Here is an 18,304-nt window from a genome sequence, read left to right as displayed (position 1 = left end):
ATGTCGAGCTATGTCTATTCCAATCCTTATGTATCACCAGATCGGCGAGCCCAACCCCAAGGGCACGCCGTTTCGCGGATTGACGGTACATCCTGATAGCTTTGCTCGGCAGATGCGCTGGATGCGCCGGCTCGGTTACCGCGGGCTGTCCATGCGCGACGTCATGCCGTATGTCCGTGGCGAGCGCCAGGGCAAGGTATTCGGCATCACATTCGACGACGGCTTTCGCAACGTGCATCACAACGCGATGCCGGTATTGAGCGAATTGGGATTCACCGCCACCAACTATTTCGTGGCTCGGCAGTTCGACGGCGGCAACGTGTGGGACCTCCAGAAGGGCATCCCGTTTTCACCGCTGATGACCGTGCAGGAAATGCGGGAGTGGGCGCAGGCGGGCAACGAAGTCGGTTCGCATACGCTTGACCACGTCCATCTTCCCGAGCTCGCGCCCGAAGAGGCGCGGCGCCAGATCGTCGAGTCCAAGGATGAGCTCGAACAGGCGCTCGGAGCGCCGGTCACCGCGTTCTGTTATCCGTACGGCGACCATGGCCCGGAGCACCAGGCCATGGCGCGCGAGGCTGGATACGACAATGCCACGCTCACCAAGCGCGGCCTGGCGGCGGCGTCCGACGATCCCTTCGGTCTGCCGCGGGTGACGGTGGCGCGCTCCACCAACATCATCCGTTTTCTCCAGAAGTGCCTCACCCGGTATGAAGACAGCCGCCGGCGCGCATAATCGGCGGCTTCGCATTGCGCTGTTGGTGGACCGCTTCGGCAAGCGTTTCGGAGGCGCAGAGGCGTATGGCGTCGAGCTGATGCGTGTGCTCGGCAAGCGGCACGACGTCACGGTGGTCGCCCGGGATTTCGACAGCGATCTGCCTTTCGATTTCTTGCCCGTGCGGTTTCCCGGCTGGCTCCCAAGCTGGACCCGGGTGCTGTATTTTGCCTGGCGCGCTGACCGTCTCACTCGCGGCCGCTTCGACATCGTGCATTCGCACATGAACGGCTGGGCGGGCGAGATCCAGGTCATGCACGTAACGCCGGTCCGCTACAACCACGTCACCCGGGTCAAGCCGCTGCAGCGCCTGACCGCCTGGCTCAGTCCGCGCCTTGCCACCTATCTGACGCTGGAATGGCTGCGCGTGCGCAAGACCCCCCGGCGCCGCGTGGTCGCGGTGTCCGGCCTCATCATGGACCAGCTCCACCGCAGCTACGGCGAGCAGCTTCCTGTGGATATCATCGCTCCGGGCGTCAAACTGCCGGCCCCGGATGGCAACGGCGCCCGCGCCGCCCTGCGGGCGCGGCTGGGCTGGGATGCCGACACGATCGGCTGTCTGCTGGTGGCGCGCAATCCGCTGCGCAAAGGCCTGCCGGCGCTGCTGGATGCGCTGGCGCTGCTGCCACCCCAATACAGGCTGCTGGTCGTAGGCGCCGACGGACCCACGCACGATCGAGTCCACGCCGCGGGCGAGGTCGCCTCCCGTGTCACCTTGATCGATCCTACGTCGGACGTCGGCCAGTATTTCAACGCAGCCGACATCTACGCCCATCCGACGCTGAACGACAGCTACGGCATGGCGCCGCTGGAAGCCATGTCGCATGGCCTGCCGGTCATTGTCAGCTCTCCGGTCTATTGCGGATTCGCGCAGTATCTGTCGGCGGGCACTGACGCGCTCATCCTGTCGGACCCGCGTGATGGCGCCCAGCTGGCGCAGGCGCTGGAAAGCCTGGGGGCGAACCCCGAGCTGCGCGCAGCGCTCACGACGCGGGGCCTGGAAATCGCCCGGGACCAAAGCTGGGAGACCGTAGCGTCGCGCTTCGAGGCGCTGTACGAACAGGTGCTGCTCGAGCGCAACTAAAAAAACGGGGCTGCGAGCCCGTTTTCAGTGGTGCGGCGCTGTCGCCCGTTCCAGGTCGGCCAGCCAGTGGATGGCGTGTGCGCGGTCCGATCCGCACATCTCGTGCTCCGGCTGCAGTCCGCCGCAGAAATCCGGGCGGGAAGGGTCGCCAAAGATGGCGCACCGCATGTCCGGCAGCAACTGAATACAGGGCACGCCCGCGGGCTTGCCGTGCGGCATGCCCGGAATGGGGCGCGTGATCGACGGCGCGATGCAGCAGGCGCCGCATCCCGCGCGGCATTCCAGCGCGGTGGCGGCCAGGCTCATACCCATCCGCGCAACCAATAGACAAAAAGCCCGGCGTATTCCTTCACGATCGAGCGGCTGGCGTCGAACGTACGTTCGTCGGGCAGCCACAACGGCAGCGAGCCGTCAGCCGGCGCCACGATCTGCGGCGGCGCGGGGGCGGCAATCACTTCCACGCCCTGCTTGGAAAAGGCCGCCATCGCGCGGGGCATGTGCAACGCGGACGTGACCAGGAGCACCTTGCCGATGCCGCGGGACTTGAGCTGGTCCTCGGTCAGCGTGGCGTTTTCGTACGTGGTGCGGCTGGCGTTCTCCAGGATCAGCGCCGACTCCGGCACCCCTTGCTGGCGGATCGCGTGCGCCATCCCGCGGGCTTCGCTGACGTCGCCTTCCAGGGCGCCGCCCGACAGCAGCACCTTGGGCGCGCGGCCCGCCAGATACAGCTGGGCGGCCGCGTCCACGCGCACGATGGCCGTGTCCTTGTCATAGGGCAGGAACCAGTTGGCGCGGCCGTTTGCGGTGTTGCCGCCCAGCACCACGATCGCGTCTGCCGTTGGCATTTCGGTGGGCGGTTTGTGCGGATACCGGTTCTCCAGCGCGCCGCCAGCCCACAGTGACGTGGCGGGCAAGGACCAGGCCAAGGCCCAGAGCAGACCCGCGGCAACGAGGGTCAAGCCGATCTTGCGAAGCCGGAACAGTCCCAGCACCAGGCCAAGGACCACCAGAGTGATGCACAAGTTGAAGGGAATGATCAGATTCGTGAGATAGCTGGAAAAGGTCATTTCGAGACTGTCCTGATTACTACGTACCATCCAGCAGGCGCTCGGCCTGCCGTGTCACTTCTTCCTGCGACGGCCACGCCTGGTCGGAGCCGACGCACACCGCGCGCGGGGACCAGGGGCCGGTGCGCTGCGGTTGCGTCACGCCGAACAGCGTGAGCTGCCGGGCCGATGCCGCCGCCGCCACGTGCGACACGCCGGAATCGTTACAGATCACCAGCGTGGCCCGCGCGGTCAAGGCCGCAAAGGCGCCCAGTCCCAGCGGGGGCAGCAACTGCGCCGTGGGCGCATTGCGCCGGGCTTCGTCGGTTTCGGCCGGAGGGGGGCACATTACCACGGTATGGCCGCGGGCCTGCAGGGCGCGCGTCAGTGTATCGAATCCGGGCCAGACCTTGATCCGGCCCTTGTGCAGGCCGGTGGCGGTGGGCGCGATCAGGACGTAGGGCCGGCCGTCCAGCCCGGCCTGGACCAACGCCTCGCCCGCCGCGCGTTCGTGCGCCGGCGTCAGCGGCAGGTCCAGCGTCGGCCCCGGCTTGGCCGGACCGCTCGGCAGATTCCACCGGGTCAGCGCTTCGCAGGTGAGGTGATGCCAGGACTCGACGGCGTGCATCGGCTGGCCGGGCTTGGCGAACGGCCAGCGCAGCAGGAAGCTGCGGCCATCGTCGCGATAGCCCGCCGACGGCACGCCGGCCAGGCGGAAAACCAGCGCGCTGGACAGGGAATCCGGCAGCAGCAGGCCGCGGGCGCGGCGGCCTTGCGCACCCAGCCCCCGGCGGTGCGCGCTGACGGCCGCCCGGTCCGGGCCCACCTTGCCTCGCATGGGAATGAAATCCAGCTTGTCCACGCCATCGAGCAGATCGCGGGCCCAGGGACGGGCGCAGAGGACCAGGGGCAGACCGCTTGCGGCCAGGGCACGCAGGCTGGGCAGGCTCATGCAGACATCGCCCACCCAGTTGGGCAGGCGGACATACAGGCAACTGATATCGGACATGGAAGGGCGCACGGGCGCGGATAGGGCTAAGGGGGCGGGGACGGCGCGCACGCGCGCAGCCGGTACAATCCTGGGCACAATTGTATAAAAGCGAGTGATCCCTTTGAATTCTGCCGCACGGAATGCGCCAGCGGGCTCCCAACCCGTCAAATCCGAACTCTGGTCCCGGATCTACAGCCGCGTGGGTTCCTATTGGAAGGGTTTGTTGGCGGCTGTCCTGCTGATGGCGGGCGCCGCAGCCACGCAGCCTGTGCTGGCGGTCATCATGAAGCCCCTGCTCGATGGCGGCTTCTCCGGCGCCAAACCGTATTACGTCTGGGCGCTGCCGCTGGCGGTCGTCGGACTGATCCTGGTGCGCGGCATCTGCAACTTCTTCAGCGACTACCTGCTGGCCTGGGTGGCCAACAACGTGCTGCTGGGCATGCGGCGCGACATGTTCGAACGCCTTCTGGGCCTGCCCGACGCGGACTTCAAGCGCGGCGACACCGGCCGCCTCCTGAACCGCTTCACCATCGACGCCGGCAACGTTACCGGTTACGCCACCGACGTCATCACGGTGCTGGTGCGCGAAACCCTGGTGGTCATCGCCCTGATCTGCGTGCTGCTGTACATGTCGTGGGTGCTGACCCTGATCATCCTGGTGATGTTGCCGGTCTCGGTCATGATCTCGCGCTTCTTCATCAAGCGCCTGCGCCGCATCAACCGCGAAACCGTCAACATGAACGCCGAATTGACCCGCGTGGTCGGCGAGGGCATCGACGGCCAGCGCGTCATCAAGCTGTTCGACGGCTACGAAGTCGAACGCGGCCGTTTTGATTTCGTCAGCCGCCGCCTGCGCCGCTTTGCCATGCGCACGGCCACTGCCGATGCGGCGCTGACTCCGCTGACCCAGGTCTGCATCTCGATCTCCGTGGGCGCGGTCATCGCCGTGGCGCTCAGCCAGGCCAACAGCGGCTCGCTCACCGTGGGCAGCTTCGCCTCGTTCATGGCCGCGCTGGCCCAGATCTTCGACCCCATCAAGCGCCTCACCAACGTGGCCGCCCGCATGCAGAAGATGCTGGTGTCGGCCGAAAGCGTGTTCACGCTGATCGACCAGGTGCCGGAAAACGACACCGGCACCAAGGAACTGCCCGAACCCGTCCGCGGCAAGGTCGAATTCCGCAACGTGTCGCATCGTTTCCCCGATGCCGACCGCGACACGGTCAACGACATTTCCTTCGTGGTCGAACCCGGCCAGACCGTCGCCCTCGTGGGCCGGTCCGGCAGCGGCAAGACCACGCTGGTCAACATGCTGCCTCGCTTCGTGCTGGCCGATAGTGGCCAGATCCTCGTGGACGACGTGCCTGTCGACGACCTGACGCTGCGCAGCCTGCGCTCGCACCTGTCGCTGGTCAGCCAGGACGTCGTGCTGTTCGACGACACCATCGCGGCTAACGTCGGCTACGGCGCGCTGGGCAAGTCCAGCGAGCAAAAGGTGCGCGATGCGCTCGCCGCCGCCAACCTGCTCGAGTTCGTTGAAGGCCTGCCGCAGGGCATCAACACGCCGGTGGGCGAAAACGCCGCCCGCCTGTCCGGCGGCCAGCGCCAGCGCCTGGCGATCGCGCGCGCGCTCATCAAGAACGCACCCATCCTGATCCTTGACGAAGCCACGTCCGCGCTCGACAACGAATCCGAACGCCAGGTGCAGGCCTCGCTGGAGCGCCTGATGAAGGGCCGCACCACGCTGGTCATCGCGCACCGCCTGTCCACCGTGCAGAACGCCGACCGCATCATCGTGCTGGACGCCGGACGGATCGTCGAACAGGGGCCGCACGCCGAACTCCTGGCAGCCGACGGCCTGTACGCCTCGCTGTACAAGATGCAGTTCCGGGAAGACTGAGCCGTCGCGCGTCGTTCCCCAGCCGCCGCCCTTCGGGGCGGTTTTTCATTGCCGAAGTTCCTGTTTGCCAATCCCGTGGTTTGCCGGAAAATGGCCCCAGCCCGTGCGTAGCGGGCTGGGCGGCGTCCCAGGCGCTTCGGCCCGCCATGCAACCAGGAGCGCTCCATGGCCCTGCCTTCCGAAGGCAATCAAGTCCTTAACGTCGTCGTTTTGCTCGGCGCAGCGGTGATTGCCGTCCCCTTGTTCAAGCGCCTCGGGCTGGGTTCGGTCCTGGGCTATCTGGCCGCCGGTCTGGCGATCGGCCCCTTCGGCATCGGCTTTTTCTCCGATCCCAAATCCATCCTGCACGTCGCGGAACTTGGCGTGGTGATGTTTCTGTTCATCATTGGCCTGGAAATGCAGCCGTCGCGCCTGTGGAAGTTGCGCGGCGAGATCTTCGGGCTGGGCGTCGCGCAGGTGCTGGTCTGCGGCGCGCTGCTCACGGGCGTGGGCTTGCTGGCCGGCCTGTCGGGCGCCGCCGCGTTCATGGCGGCGATGGGCTTTGTGCTGTCGTCCACGGCCATCGTGATGCAGATCCTGGCCGAGCGCGACGAGACCACCAGCGCGCAGGGCCAGCGCATCGTCTCCATCCTGCTGCTCGAAGATCTGGCGATCGTCCCGCTGCTGGCGCTGGCTGCCTTGCTGGCGCCCGCGGGCAGCGGCAGCGATGGCGATCCATGGTTGCAGGCGGCCATCGCGGTCGGCTGCATTCTGGCGCTGCTGGCCGCCGGCCGGTGGCTGCTCAATCCGCTGTTCCGCCTGCTGGCCGCGGCGCACGCGCGCGAAGTCATGACCGCGGCGGCATTACTCGTCGTGCTGGGCGCGGCGCTGCTGATGGAACTGGGCGGACTTTCCATGGCCATGGGCGCATTCCTGGCGGGCGTCCTGCTGTCCGAGTCCACGTTCCGCCATCAGCTCGAGGCAGAGATCGAACCCTTTCGCGGCATCCTCCTGGGCCTTTTCTTCCTGGGCGTGGGCATGTCGCTGGACCTGTTGGCCGTGGCGCGCGAATGGCCGCTCATCCTGGCGGGCGTCGTCGTCTTCATGGCCGTCAAGTCCGTGGGCGTGTATGTCGTGGCGCGGCTGCTTCGCGCGACGCATGCCGAAGCGATCACCCGGTGCGCGTTGCTGGCGCAAGGCGGGGAATTCGCCTTCGTGCTCTACAGCGCGGCGGCGGAAAAAGGCATCTTCGATGCGCATACCGGTGCGGTGCTGACAGCTGTCGTCATCATTTCCATGGCGCTCACGCCGCTCTGCGTCCTGGCGTTGCGCTGGCTGTTGCCCAAGCCCGTGCCCTCCATGGACGGCGTGGACGTGGCCCGGGACTTGGACGGTTGCGCGCTGATCGTGGGTTTTGGCCGTTTCGGCCAGATCGTGACCCAGGCGATGCTGGCCCGCGGGGTCAAGGTATCCATCCTCGACACCGATACCGACGCGATTCGCGCTGCGGCGAAATGGGGCGTCAAGGTGTATTACGGGGACGGTACGCGTGCCGACATGCTGCGTTCGGCGGGCGCCGAGAATGCCTGCGCGATCCTCGTGTGCATCAACGACCCGCGAGCCGCCACGCATATGGTGCAACTCATCAAGTCCGAATTTCCGCTGGTGCGCCTGGTGGTGCGGGCCTACGACCGCATTCATTCGCTGGCGCTCGCCCGCGAGGGCGTGGATTTTCAGGTCCGCGAAACGCTGGAATCGGCGCTGGTGTTCGGCGAAGCGGCGTTGCGCGCCATCGGCGTGCCCCCGGACGAGGCCGAGGAGGTCATCCAGGACGTCCGGCAACGCGACACCGAACGCTTCGACCTCGAGGTGGCGGGCGGGCTGTTCGCCGGCCGCTCATTGCTCTACGGAAATATGACGGGTCAACCGGATGGCATAAACGACCGGCCGGATCGCGAAACCGGCGACGCCGCCGCAAGTCCATCCGCCTGACGGTTGTTTTTCGGCGCGCATTTCGGCTTCTTTGCATTACTTTACGCATCATTTCACGCGCAAAATCAAACGGCTAGGGTAGATTAATCCGCATGACGCTTCACTCAGGAAGCGCTTTTTGCCAGGGGGCTGCCATGCTGCAAACGGACCGTAATTCGACCACGTCGCACGTCATCGGAATCGAGCTTGCCCGGCGTCAGGCCATGACGCTTCGCTGCGGGTTCTCGGGGGTGCTGACGCGCCAGTTGATGGCGCAGGCCGGCGCGGTGGGGCCCGCATGGGCCATCAACGCCCACCGGGAAACCGACAAGGCGCGCGGCGCCAAGGCCTTTCCCTTCCGCATCGCCGCCGCAGTCTCCTGAAATCCGGCTCGGGCGCGCCGCGCCTGTCTCCAGGTTCGCGCCGCTCCCGTCACCAGGATCGCGCCGCGTCACCTGCGGCCCCATCCCGCCGTCAATACCGCCACCCGCGCTGATCGCCGCCCACGGTTCCGCTGCCCCGGCCGGCGATGCCTTGCGCCCGGCATCGGACACCGGCATCATCATGCAGAACTTGCAGATGAACTACGCCACCCCGAACGCCATCGCGAAGGAGCGCCGTATTGAAATCCCGCGGGATCGTGCACCGCACGCTGTACGCGCTGGCCGGCCTCGTCGCCATCGGTATCTGTGCAGCGGCCATTTCCCTGTTATGGATGGATCGCCGCGTCACGTGGGAAGCCGCCTACGTATCGGCCCGCAACCTGGCCAGCGTGCTCGCCGCGGACATCGGCCGCACGTTGCACGTCTACGACCTTTCGCTGCAAGGCGTGGTCGAGCGCCTGCAAGACCCCGGCATTGCCGACCTCGACCCGCAATCGCTGCACCGGTTCCTCTTCGACCGTTCAGCCACGGCCGCGTATCTGGGCGCCATCGTCGTGCTCGACGCCCAAGGCAACATACGCTACGACTCGCTGGCCTTGACGCCGCCCAAGCTCAATTTCGCTGACCGCGATTACTTCCAGGTCCACCGGGACGCCGACGACATGGGACTCTTCGTCAGCCGGCCGTACACCAGCCGCTTGCGCGGCGGCGATGAAAGCATCGCCATCAGCCGGCGCATCACCAACCCCGATGGCAGTTTCGGCGGCGTGGTGGCCGGGTCCCTGCGTACGGCATATTTCCGCGACCGCTTTGCCGAAGTGTCCATCGGTCCGCACGACGCCATCACGGTCTTTCGCAACGACGGCGCCGTTCTCTTGCGCAATCCGTACTCCAGCGCCGACGCCGGCAGCGGCATCGACTTGCCGCTCGACTTCCAGCAATACCTGATCGGCCGCGAGGGCGCATTTGTCGGCGTGCTTTCGCACGACGGCGTCAATCGGCTCTATGCGTTCGACGCCATCGAGCGCACGCCGCTCGTGATCGACGTTGCGCTGGCCGTCGATGACCTGCTTGAACCGTGGGTCCGGCGCGCCGCGCTGATCGTGCCCATTACGTTGGCGCTCTTTGCCTCGGTCATGGCGCAGATCGTCCTCTTCAGGCGCGAGATGCGCTGGCGGCAGGCATTCGAAGCACAGTTGGCGCGGCAGGCGCAGACAGACGGGCTGACCGGCATCGCCAACCGGCGCACCTTCGACGACATACTGCAAGTGGAATGGGCGGCCGCGCGGCGCGATCGCACGCCGTTGTCGCTGCTGTTTCTGGATGCCGACCACTTCAAGCGCTACAACGATCGGTATGGTCACCAGGAAGGCGACGTGCTGCTCCGGACGCTGGCCCTCACATTTCAGAAAAAGGCCCGCCGCCCGCGCGACCTGGCGGCCCGTTACGGGGGCGAGGAGTTCGTGGTGCTGCTGCCCGAGACCGGCCTCGAACAAGCACAGGACATTGCCGAAGGCATCCGGCGCGCTGTTGCGGAGCTGGCCGTTGCGCATGAGGACAACGAAGGCGGTATCGTCACCGTCAGCATCGGCGTGGCCACGGCCTTGCCACAGGGAGACGATGGTTCGGCGGCGCTTGTGGAAGCCGCCGACGCCGCGGTGTACCAGGCGAAGGAATCCGGCCGCAACTGCGTGGCTGCGGCGTCCGGCGTGATAACCGCGCCGGCATGAAAAAGCCCCGCCGCACCTTCAGGTGGCGGCGGGGCGATGCGCAGTGTCGGGTATTGAAGCGGCCCCTTAGCGGCCCATCACCACGGCCTGCAAACGGGTCTGGGCCTGCTGCACATTCTTGGCCTGTGCATTCATCTCTTGCAGCAGCTTGTTCAGCTCGGCCTGCACGGCAGGGTCCGTCACGGACACGCTGTTGCCGGAGATCTCGATCTTCGACTTGTTCGCTTCCACGTAATCGGCAACCTTCAGGGCAACGTCGTAGGTGGCGTTGATCTGCGGCAGCACATCGGCAAACGTATCAGCCGGCAGGGTGATGGTCTTCTCGTAAGCCTTGTCGTACACGACCTTCAGGTCTTCAGGTTGCTTGAGCTGGGCGCGCGCCGCGTCGGCCTTGGCACGGTGTTCTTTCAGCGCCGCATTCATGTCGTTCAGACCGGCACGAACCGTCTTCAGGTCCTCGCGACGCGACACGATATCGTTCACCGAGCGCACCTGACCCTTCTGCAGGATCCCCGACAACGGCTTGACCGAGGCGTCCATGCCCGCGTTGAAGTCGGTGATCACCGCGTATTGGGCCGCGTAATCGCCAAACGACTTCTTTTCTTCATCCGTCAGTTTCGGCACGCGCACGCCCGGCTTGTCCACGATGCGCGTTTGCAGGAACTGCGTGAATGCGGCGCGCTGTTCGGGCTCCTTGTCGCCGCAGGCGGCCAGCACCAGCGGCAGGGCCGCGATCAGCACCAGGAAAGGACGGAATAGGGACTTCATTGCAATGACCTCCGATTGACTAGGGAAAAGCGCCGAGGCGGTTACCCACCCGGCAAAGCGCCCGCAGCTTATCGATAACCCTAAGTCGCCGCCATGGGTTTCAGAATTCATTGCAAACGAAGCTTTAAGTCACAAAATCCATACATGTCGAGTTGAAGCGTATGGGCGAATCAGGTAGGCCTCGTCGCAATCGCCATCGCATTGCATGGGCAGCGCGGTGAAGAACGGCTCGCCGTGCGGTTCACAGCCCGGCTCGCCGGCCAGAATGTGGTCTCCTGCTGCGTCACATTTCCGCCGCGTGATCCCGTGGATCTGGTGATGCATGAAGTAAAAAAGCCGCGCAAACGTGCGCGGCTCTTCATTCGGTCCGATGACTAGGCATTCTTCTGATGCCGTCATACCAGGATGATGTCGTATTGTTCTGGTCTGTGAGGAATTATCTAAGATTAATAAGGGTTCCAGGGGATTTCCGGTTGTTGCTGTTTCCCCTGGCTACCCACTTAGCTACCCATCTGGGTGGTGCTGGCATCGGCGTCCGAGTCGGGGTCCGAAGCCGACATGCGCGCCAGCATAGCATTCACGGACTCGGCCGTAATTCCCACCGCGCGGGTGTTGCCGATGTTGCGCTTGACCAGCTCGCCGCGGCTGCACATGCGGTAGATCGTGGCCACGGACAGGCCCAGGGCCTCGGTCGCCTCGTGTACGCGGTAGATCAGCTTCGGCGAAGCCGGTGCTTGGTGTTGGGCTGCGTGTGCCATTACTGCTCCTTTAATGATGCACCGCCGCTCGGCGTGCGCGATATATGAGGCATTTCCGCCAGCAGCGCCATCGCATCGGCATAGGCCCGCATGGCGCGCTGCTCGTCGATCTGGTCGGCCCCGAGGGTTTCAGCGCACTCGCGGAGCTGGGCGGCGAGGCGTTCGATCAAATCAGCCATTTCGCTCGTCCTCCGCGTCATAAGGATCGGATATGCCCGCCATGAGCGCGGCCTGGTACTTGCTATAGCCCTCTTCGCGGAGATCCAGATATCGCTCTGCGCCTTCACGGCTGCAGTGGTACATCTGCATCACGCGTTTGATGCGCTCTAGGTCAGCCATACACCGCGCCTCCGTCCTTGTGGTCGGGGTGGGCGCAAGGCTTGCAGATGCGACCGCCCGGTGCGAGCTCTTGAGGGAACGCCCAGCGGCGGCAGCGCGGGCATTCAACTTGGCGCAGACCACCCTTGATCTGCGCGTTAAACCAATCTTCTCTCGCGCTGTAGCCGGTGGGCGGCGGATCGCCGGGCTTGTAGTCGCCGGAGACGGTCAGAATTGCCACGCCGCCTCCGAAATTGACACGGATATCAGGCATCGCGGCTCTCCTTCTGCGCGCCCGGTTGCGCGGTCGGTGCGGCGCGGTCTCGCCGCTTGCGGAATTCGAATATTCCCGACCGCAAGCCGGTGATAGCTTCAGTGAACGCCTCATCAGCCTGCGCGGCTGCGTCTTCTGCAGCCTGGTAGTCTTCCGAGGGCGCGATCTCTTCCGTCAGGTCTAGGAGTGCCTCATTGGCCCGCTGGCTGGCATTCAGGCAGGCCATGACATATTCAGCGTCTCGTGCGAGATATTCAGCGAACTCCAGCGCATAGGCAGTGGGCGTGCGTCCTGTTGCATCCTGGGCATCGCGCACTGCCTCGCTGGCCCCATGCACCGCGCACGGATGACGCAGGGAGCCGTCGCCGCTGGGGCAGGAGCATTGCGCCTCGCTGGCCTGGGGCGCGGCATCCGGCCCGTGTTCGCTCATCAGAAAGGCCATGACGTTGCGCGCCTGACGCTCGTCTAGCGCCAGCCCGCCGCATTCGCCCTCAATCACGGCTTGCACATTCCAGATCATTTGCTGGGTCACATGCTCCGGCAGGAACTTGCCACGGCGCGTCGCCTCCCCGGCTACAGGGGCGCTTGCGGGAACGTCGATCACATGGTCCGCTGCAAACCGTTCCACCTTTTCGGACCAATCCCCAATCGCTTCCGCCGTAGTGAACAGCGGCAGCAGCGCCCGCGCCTCACGCAGCAAATACAGCGCCTCGGTGCGCATTCCTTCGTCGGCTACAGGGGCGCTTGTCAGCCAAGTGCCGCCGTCATACGGGTCAAGCAGCTTCGCCTGGGTTTGGCGCACGGGGCAGTTGGGTGCGTGCAAATCAGCCGGCTTATTACCTCCGGGGCAGTTGCAGGCTACAGGGGCGCGCAGCTTGGACAGCAGGGCGGATTCGATGGCGCGACCAAAGCGCAACGCTTCGTCGTCGGTCATGTTGCTGCGACGTTCCAGGCTCAGGATTTGCCCAGTGGTTAGCACGGCATCCTTCGGCGCCGGGGCGGGGGTGTTGGTGGTCATGTGGTTTCCTTGGTGGTGGGCCGGGCAGCGCGGATCAGGCTGCGAACGCCGCGATGGTCCTTGGTGCTGCCGCGCATGCGCCATAGGCCGGTGCCGGGCCAGAAGTCGAAGGTCCGGTCATTGGCTGCCGTCACGATGAGGTGCGCGCCGGAATTGCGAGTCACGAACTTAATGCCAGCCTCGGTCAGCAAACGGGCTGACTGCTCGCGGTTGTCGGCGCGCTTCTGCTGGCTCCGCTCCTTGAGTGCGGGCTTCACGTCGCGCCAGAAATCTCCCATGTCGCCCATCACTGGCCTCCTTCGCCCTGCTGGGCAGCAATGGCGGCATCAATATCCGCCGACGCTGCGCTGTGACTCATGACCGTCATGCGGCGCAGGATGCCGTTGCGGTGCTCCCGTGTCACGAGATCGGCATGGTCTTCGGTCAGCCACCGATACCGCGCCGCATCCCGCGCATCGCCAGCAGCGGGAGCGGCAACGGCGGCGTTCACTTCCCGCAGGCATTGGTTCCAGCCCCGGATGAATTCACCGTGGTATCGCAAGTCATAGAGCGGCTTGGGCAACGTCGCAAAACCGGGGTAGAGCGGCACCCACGCGCCCGACTGCTTGCGCACCTCTTCGATGCGGTCGTTATGGATCGGCCCTTCATGGCCGTCATCGGAGCGCGGCCGGTACCAAAACAGAGGCCGCCGCTCGTCCTTCGCATCGTCCTGTGCGCTGGCAGCACGCCAGAACACAGCAGCCAGCCCCTGCATGGCAGTACCTAGGATGTCATGCTCACGGCACGAGGCGATGAATTGCGGGTCGTCGTGCGGATACCCTTCGCGCATGCTTTCGGGCTGTGCGCTGGCGGGAGGGGTGGGGGAATCAATGCGGCCTCCGGTCGGGTCGTGCGGATCGACCGGGTAGACGCCTTCCTCGGGATACTCCTCCAGACGAACGGTCAGGATGGGCTTCGCGTTCCAATCGCCGTCGTCATCCTGCACGGTCGCGGCCGGTGCCACAGCCAGGATCAACGCCACGTCCTGACTTTCTTCGTCGTCTCCGCCCATGGTTTCGGCTGCCAAGCTCAGTTCTGCGGCCAGAGCCTTCATCTGAGCTACCGTTGTCTGCCACTGATGCGGTGGCACCGCATGCGCCTCTCCTGTCGGCAAAGCGGCGAGCAGCTTGGTCCGAACCATGTCCTCAGTGATCTTGACCAGATAGGAGCCAGGCTCTTCCTGAAGGTGAGGGTAGTTCGCCCGGGCCAGCAGCTGATGGCGTTCTGCGTCGGTCAAGACGGACTGAATGACCGCCGGAGCAGCGTCGGTTCGGATCGTCATTGCACAAGCTCCAGTCGTGCCGGCGCGGCCGGCATCGTTTTGCGGACCCAGGCGGCGGTCCCCGCCAAGCGTTCGCCCGCATTCGCAGAGCCTTCAGCCTGAGCCATCAGGACCGCGGCGATGCTGGTCAGCTTCATCAGGTAGTCGCCCATTTGGTCGCGGTCGGTCATGCGGCAAGCAGTGAGGTATTCGCCAACGAAGCGCCCTGCCAGCGCTTCGGCTTCGGCGGGGCCGGCTGGGCGGCGGTGATTGTCCTGTTCGGTAGGCATGCTGCGCTCCTCGGCGGATGGTCTGTCGGCACGCTGGCCGAAGACTCCGGCGAGCATGGTTTCGTGCATCTGTTCGGTCTTGCAGGTGGCGCAGAGGGCGGGGCCGCCGCACTTGGCGCGGGCACCATCCGCGCGCGGGACAACCCAACCATGGGAGCTGTCGGATTTCATAAGCGCTTCTCCAGTTCGGCTCGAATCTGTGTCTGCCGCAGAAGGTCGATCTGATCGTCAGGGTCGGCCATCGACATGGCGCGGCGAAGGGTCGGCATTGCGATGCCCAGGTTGCGCAGCGTGCGCTCCTGAATGGGCACCATGTACTTGAGCGCGATGTGCAGCTCACGCAGCGGGTCCAAGGGCAGGCTTTCGCCATGCCGGACGCACCACATTTCGAAATGCCAGATCACGCCCTCGATCGCGTCGGCGGCTTCGTACCAGCAGCCGTCGCCAGCCTGGAACTGAGGGATGCCCTTCGCATCAGCGTGAACGGTCCCATCGCGGTTGATCTGGTCAATGATTGCCTCCACCGGTCGAAGGACCAGGTCGGTGGCGACGATCATCGGTGCGCGGACGGCGCGCGGGGTGTAGCGCTTGTTCCGGGCCTTGCGTGCCCTGCGGTGTGGGTTGCTCATGCGATGCTCCCTTCGGTGTCAGTGCCCAGCACCCAGCGCAGCGCCTTGGCATATTCGCCCTCGGCAGCCGCCAGCGCGGCGAGAATCTGGGCGCGAGTCTTGATGCGGGGCGCGTTGCCCATCAGGCGCGCTTGCCGTCGAGACCGTTCATGCGGCTTCGCGTCCTTTGCCGCATCCAACAGGGCAGCGATCTTGGCGCGCTGCTCAATGGGGGAGAGCTTTGCCAGGGCCTTGGCGATCGTCAGAGTGATCTGTCCGGACTCGATGGCGTCCTGAACCACTTTCGGGCTGTCCAGCAGCGCGAGCGTGTCTCGCACGGTCGCGATTGAGCAGTTGTAGATGACAGCGATCTGGTCTTCGCCTCGGCCCAGCGCCAGATGGCGGCGCATTTTCTCAGCGCGCCCCAAAGGTGTATCAGCGGTACGGGCCTCGTTTTCACTGGCGATGGCGTCCAGCGCCATCTGCCGCTTGCCGGCATAGACGACAGCCGGAATCTGCCGCGCCGGTTCGCCGCGGGCGCGCCGCCACTCATTTGCCAGACGAGCGGCCTTGACGCGTTGGCGTCCGAAAACCACTTCTGTTTCGCCCGTCTCCGGGTTCTTGGATACCGCGACGGGTTCCAGCACGCCCTGGTAGTCGATGTTGCGGGCCATCGCCTCGTCCACCGGCAGGTGCACGCGCTGGTCATAGAGCGGACTGGCTTCGTCCGTGACCAGAACCAGCTTGGCCGGATCGAAGTTCAGCAGGTTGCTTTGGCCGTCCGCGCCATAGACGTCTTTGGATTTTTTTGCCATGTCGTGTCCTGGTTGTCAGATCTGCTTTTCCCCGCCGAGTGCTTCAACCAGCTCGGCAAGCATCTTGGCCAGTTCGCCGGTCATGAGGACCATGTCCGAGTCGAACTTCTCGTCGTCGTTCTGCGCGTAGTCCGCGCCTTTCTTCAGCACATCGAGGGGCGATACGCGCCGGATGTCGAGGCCTTCGGTCAGAACGAAGGACACGCGATCGGCCCAAGTCAGCGCGAGGCGGGTGCATTGCTTCCCCGACTGGATGTGCCGGCGCGCGTCCTCGGCGTCGATGGAATGCTTGACGTAGCGGACGGCAGCGCCGCTTTCGCCGGAGGCGCGCAGTTCCGTGTCCTGGTCGATGGTGAAGTTGGCCGGAGCTTCGTCCTCGGCCAGCCAGCCAGTCATGGCAGAGGCGGGCGACTGGGCGACGTGCAGGTTCTCCAGCGGGAAGGGATCTACAGTCTTCGCCAGCAGCCCGATGACCTCATCCGCTTTGGATGACGAGGCGGTGTCGATCACGAGCCAGCGGTTCAGCGGGTCAATCCAGACGCGGGTGTCGCGATAGACGCTGAATGCGCGCGGCAACAGGTCGTCCGTGACGCGCTCCTTGATGTCCCTCATCTGCTTGCGGCCCGGCTTGTAGCCTTGCTGCTCCTCGATCTCCTCGGCCCGTACCTTGGTGACCTGGTTGATCACAGTGGCGGGCAGCAGCTTTTTCTCGGCGCGCAGGCAAAGCAGGAATCGACCGGCCACAGGGTGGGCGAGTTCGCCGCCCTCACGCGGGGCGATCCAGCCGAGGGACTGCATTTCCAGGTTGTTGCCGGACTGGAATGCGTTGCGTTTCAGGCCGGCCTGCAGCTGCTCGGCATAGTCGGACAGCGGGGCGGAAAGCCGGTAAATCTTCAGGTTTTTGAACCACATGTGAACTCCGTTATTTCAGGCGAAAGCGTGGTCGGCGCGCGTTGCGAGGTGGTAAGCGAACAGCACGTCATATGCGAGTGCGGCGGTCGTCTGCGCGCTGTTGTCGATGACGCGATCGACTTGAATGCGGGTCACCTCTTGCTCTGACGCATGCGGAGCAAGCACGGCGTCGGCGATGGGCCGCGTGACCCGCCACACCTCGCCGCCCAACGAATTCACCAGTGCGGCTTCGTTGGCGAATCTCACGTCCGTGATCGCGATTCGCCGCCATCCGTCGCGCTGCAGCGATTCAAGGGCCTCATGGGCGCGCAAGAGCCAGTAGTCCTTTCCCGATTGGCTGCGCCGATACTCAGTTCCCCATAGGCGCATGACCCAGCGCGGGCTCAGTGCCCTGTCGAGGGTGAGTCCCAGGGGGAGGGAGAGCATGAGCTCGACAAACGTGCGGTCCGCACAGCGGTGCAGCGCCAATTCATGCGTCGGCGCCTCTTTGGTGCTGCGATTGGAGAAGAGCCGTAGGTCGACGCCGAACGCGGCCGCGAGCTCGGCGCGAACGGCGTCCGCAAACGCCAGCCGAGCGAAGCCGTGTGCGCTTGCGAGGATATCGGCGCACGTGTCCTTGCCGGCGCCAGCGTGGCCGGCAAGGCCCACCAGCAGGTAAGGACCGCTGCGAGACTTCGCCGAAGGTAAATCGCGGAAATGGGTTGTGTGCACGAGGCACTCCTTTACATGCGGTGGGGAAATTGGTTAATCGGCGTCGCCCGCGGCCCGTGCGCGCCAGTCGTTCTTGGGGCGCAGACGAACGACGCGGTTGGGGGGGGCCTCAGCGGAATTGAGAATCGCAATACACAGCGCGCGGTTGCGCATCAGCACGTCAATGTCTCGAACTCGCCGGCCCAGCTTCGCAACTGCGGCGAGCACCTGTTCGCGCGTGAATTCGCGAGCCATGGGCGGGCTCCTCAACGCTGGACAATCAGCAGCGGGGCGTCCGGGATGTTCTGCACCAGCGCTTCGCCGTTGGGATTGACGTACAGACATGCGTACTGGCGCGTCAGCGGGTCTTGCCAGAGTTGCCCCGCCGTGCCGCAGCTACGGGCGAGCATGCGCGTGCGCTGTTCGTCGTCGGCCTTGAACAGGCGTTGATCATTGCGAGCGATTACTTGCGCCCAGCCAAATAGGGCAGCCACTGCGATGAGCAGTGCCAGCACAGCTGCGATGCATTGGGTTGCGTTCTTCATGCGGGTCTCCTTGGCCCCTGAACCCGGGGCCCCCTGTTCGTCGGACTGCGCTGCGTGATGCGGCGCACGTCAAAAACGAACAACATGAAGAAAGTATAGAAAACCTAGACTCAATGGTCAAGAAAAACGAGACTGCGGTTTTGTGCTTCTAG

General features: G+C 65.1%; 25 protein-coding genes. 6 read left to right on the top strand and 19 right to left on the bottom strand.

The window, feature by feature from the left end; translation table 11 throughout:
- Positions 1-10: 10 nt before the first annotated feature.
- Together B2W22_RS17155 and B2W22_RS17150 are read left to right on the top strand one after the other, a co-directional pair.
- Positions 11-736, top strand: coding sequence for a polysaccharide deacetylase family protein (locus B2W22_RS17155; protein ID WP_175125707.1), 726 nt, complete (start codon positions 11-13; stop codon positions 734-736).
- On the top strand, positions 711-1,859 hold the full coding sequence (locus tag B2W22_RS17150) for a glycosyltransferase family 4 protein (protein WP_175125704.1): 1,149 nt from the start codon (positions 711-713) through the stop codon (positions 1,857-1,859). The genes B2W22_RS17155 and B2W22_RS17150 overlap by 26 nt, the downstream gene beginning before the upstream one ends.
- A 24-nt stretch (positions 1,860-1,883) precedes the next feature.
- Here B2W22_RS17150 and B2W22_RS17145 read toward each other — a convergent pair whose 3' ends face one another.
- From B2W22_RS17145 to B2W22_RS17135, 3 genes are read right to left on the bottom strand one after another with little or no spacing between them, the layout of a single operon-like run.
- Positions 1,884-2,165: a YkgJ family cysteine cluster protein gene (locus B2W22_RS17145; protein WP_224776749.1), complete on the bottom strand. Its 282-nt coding sequence runs from the start codon at positions 2,163-2,165 to the stop codon at positions 1,884-1,886.
- Positions 2,162-2,926 (bottom strand): YdcF family protein, encoded by a 765-nt coding sequence (locus tag B2W22_RS17140; RefSeq protein WP_175125700.1) that lies wholly within the window; start codon positions 2,924-2,926, stop codon positions 2,162-2,164. Before B2W22_RS17140 ends, B2W22_RS17145 begins: the two co-directional genes overlap by 4 nt.
- 19 nt (positions 2,927-2,945) lie before the next feature.
- Entirely contained in the window at positions 2,946-3,914 is a 969-nt protein-coding gene (locus B2W22_RS17135; protein ID WP_175125698.1) for a glycosyltransferase family 9 protein, read from the bottom strand.
- A 103-nt stretch (positions 3,915-4,017) separates the two neighbouring features.
- Between B2W22_RS17135 and msbA the strand changes: the two genes are divergently transcribed.
- The 4 genes from msbA (at position 4,018) to B2W22_RS17115 (ending at position 9,856) form a co-directional block, all read left to right on the top strand.
- Positions 4,018-5,793 carry a lipid A export permease/ATP-binding protein MsbA gene (gene msbA / locus B2W22_RS17130; RefSeq protein ID WP_105238104.1) on the top strand — a complete coding sequence of 592 codons (1,776 nt, stop codon included), beginning with the start codon at positions 4,018-4,020 and terminating at the stop codon, positions 5,791-5,793.
- A 165-nt stretch (positions 5,794-5,958) separates the two neighbouring features.
- Positions 5,959-7,764: a monovalent cation:proton antiporter-2 (CPA2) family protein gene (locus tag B2W22_RS17125; protein ID WP_218345051.1), complete on the top strand. Its 1,806-nt coding sequence runs from the start codon at positions 5,959-5,961 to the stop codon at positions 7,762-7,764.
- A 134-nt stretch (positions 7,765-7,898) separates the two neighbouring features.
- Positions 7,899-8,126, top strand: a complete 228-nt coding sequence (locus tag B2W22_RS17120) for a hypothetical protein (protein WP_175125694.1) — start codon at positions 7,899-7,901, stop codon at positions 8,124-8,126.
- Positions 8,127-8,365: 239 nt separating this feature from the next.
- Positions 8,366-9,856: a sensor domain-containing diguanylate cyclase gene (locus B2W22_RS17115; protein WP_286938957.1), complete on the top strand. Its 1,491-nt coding sequence runs from the start codon at positions 8,366-8,368 to the stop codon at positions 9,854-9,856.
- Positions 9,857-9,922: 66 nt separating this feature from the next.
- Here the strand turns inward: B2W22_RS17115 and B2W22_RS17110 are convergent, their stop codons facing one another.
- The 16 genes from B2W22_RS17110 to B2W22_RS17035 form a co-directional block, all read right to left on the bottom strand.
- Positions 9,923-10,624, bottom strand: a complete 702-nt coding sequence (locus B2W22_RS17110; RefSeq protein WP_175125690.1) for a DUF3053 domain-containing protein — start codon at positions 10,622-10,624, stop codon at positions 9,923-9,925.
- Positions 10,625-10,753: 129 nt separating this feature from the next.
- Positions 10,754-11,023: a hypothetical protein gene (locus tag B2W22_RS17105; protein ID WP_175125688.1), complete on the bottom strand. Its 270-nt coding sequence runs from the start codon at positions 11,021-11,023 to the stop codon at positions 10,754-10,756.
- Between the two features lie 101 nt (positions 11,024-11,124).
- The gene (locus B2W22_RS17100; protein ID WP_286938955.1) at positions 11,125-11,382 is read right to left on the bottom strand and encodes a helix-turn-helix transcriptional regulator; all 258 of its coding nucleotides are present in this window, start codon (positions 11,380-11,382) and stop codon (positions 11,125-11,127) included.
- Positions 11,382-11,561, bottom strand: coding sequence for a hypothetical protein (locus tag B2W22_RS17095; protein ID WP_286938953.1), 180 nt, complete (start codon positions 11,559-11,561; stop codon positions 11,382-11,384). The genes B2W22_RS17100 and B2W22_RS17095 overlap by 1 nt, the downstream gene beginning before the upstream one ends.
- Positions 11,554-11,721: a hypothetical protein gene (locus tag B2W22_RS17090; RefSeq protein WP_286938951.1), complete on the bottom strand. Its 168-nt coding sequence runs from the start codon at positions 11,719-11,721 to the stop codon at positions 11,554-11,556. The genes B2W22_RS17095 and B2W22_RS17090 overlap by 8 nt, the downstream gene beginning before the upstream one ends.
- The gene (locus B2W22_RS17085) at positions 11,714-11,974 is read right to left on the bottom strand and encodes a hypothetical protein (protein WP_286938949.1); all 261 of its coding nucleotides are present in this window, start codon (positions 11,972-11,974) and stop codon (positions 11,714-11,716) included. Before B2W22_RS17085 ends, B2W22_RS17090 begins: the two co-directional genes overlap by 8 nt.
- Positions 11,967-12,992, bottom strand: a complete 1,026-nt coding sequence (locus B2W22_RS17080) for a hypothetical protein (protein ID WP_286938946.1) — start codon at positions 12,990-12,992, stop codon at positions 11,967-11,969. The genes B2W22_RS17085 and B2W22_RS17080 overlap by 8 nt, the downstream gene beginning before the upstream one ends.
- Positions 12,989-13,279 carry a hypothetical protein gene (locus B2W22_RS17075; protein ID WP_286938944.1) on the bottom strand — a complete coding sequence of 97 codons (291 nt, stop codon included), beginning with the start codon at positions 13,277-13,279 and terminating at the stop codon, positions 12,989-12,991. The genes B2W22_RS17080 and B2W22_RS17075 overlap by 4 nt, the downstream gene beginning before the upstream one ends.
- Positions 13,279-14,313, bottom strand: coding sequence for a hypothetical protein (locus B2W22_RS17070; RefSeq protein WP_286938943.1), 1,035 nt, complete (start codon positions 14,311-14,313; stop codon positions 13,279-13,281). Before B2W22_RS17070 ends, B2W22_RS17075 begins: the two co-directional genes overlap by 1 nt.
- Positions 14,310-14,753: a hypothetical protein gene (locus B2W22_RS17065; RefSeq protein WP_286938942.1), complete on the bottom strand. Its 444-nt coding sequence runs from the start codon at positions 14,751-14,753 to the stop codon at positions 14,310-14,312. Before B2W22_RS17065 ends, B2W22_RS17070 begins: the two co-directional genes overlap by 4 nt.
- Positions 14,750-15,211, bottom strand: a complete 462-nt coding sequence (locus tag B2W22_RS17060) for a hypothetical protein (protein ID WP_286938940.1) — start codon at positions 15,209-15,211, stop codon at positions 14,750-14,752. The genes B2W22_RS17065 and B2W22_RS17060 overlap by 4 nt, the downstream gene beginning before the upstream one ends.
- Complete coding sequence (locus B2W22_RS17055) at positions 15,208-16,005, bottom strand: ParB/RepB/Spo0J family partition protein (RefSeq protein WP_286938938.1); 798 nt, start codon at positions 16,003-16,005, stop codon at positions 15,208-15,210. The genes B2W22_RS17060 and B2W22_RS17055 overlap by 4 nt, the downstream gene beginning before the upstream one ends.
- 15 nt (positions 16,006-16,020) lie before the next feature.
- Positions 16,021-16,917 (bottom strand): recombination-associated protein RdgC, encoded by an 897-nt coding sequence (locus tag B2W22_RS17050; protein WP_286938936.1) that lies wholly within the window; start codon positions 16,915-16,917, stop codon positions 16,021-16,023.
- Positions 16,918-16,932: 15 nt separating this feature from the next.
- A complete protein-coding gene (locus B2W22_RS17045) occupies positions 16,933-17,628 on the bottom strand; it encodes a hypothetical protein (RefSeq protein ID WP_286938934.1) in 696 nt (231 codons plus the stop codon).
- A 33-nt stretch (positions 17,629-17,661) separates the two neighbouring features.
- A complete protein-coding gene (locus tag B2W22_RS17040; protein WP_286938932.1) occupies positions 17,662-17,862 on the bottom strand; it encodes a hypothetical protein in 201 nt (66 codons plus the stop codon).
- Between the two features lie 11 nt (positions 17,863-17,873).
- Positions 17,874-18,152, bottom strand: a complete 279-nt coding sequence (locus B2W22_RS17035; RefSeq protein ID WP_286938931.1) for a hypothetical protein — start codon at positions 18,150-18,152, stop codon at positions 17,874-17,876.
- Positions 18,153-18,304: the final 152 nt, after the last annotated feature.

The sequence above is a fragment of the Achromobacter sp. UBA4530 genome (genome assembly GCF_002388205.1).
GTDB classification, from domain to species: Bacteria; Pseudomonadota; Gammaproteobacteria; order Burkholderiales; family Burkholderiaceae_B; genus Achromobacter; species Achromobacter animicus.
The sequence above is the reverse complement of the archived record's forward strand: the minus strand, read 5'-3'. Positions and strand labels throughout refer to the sequence as shown.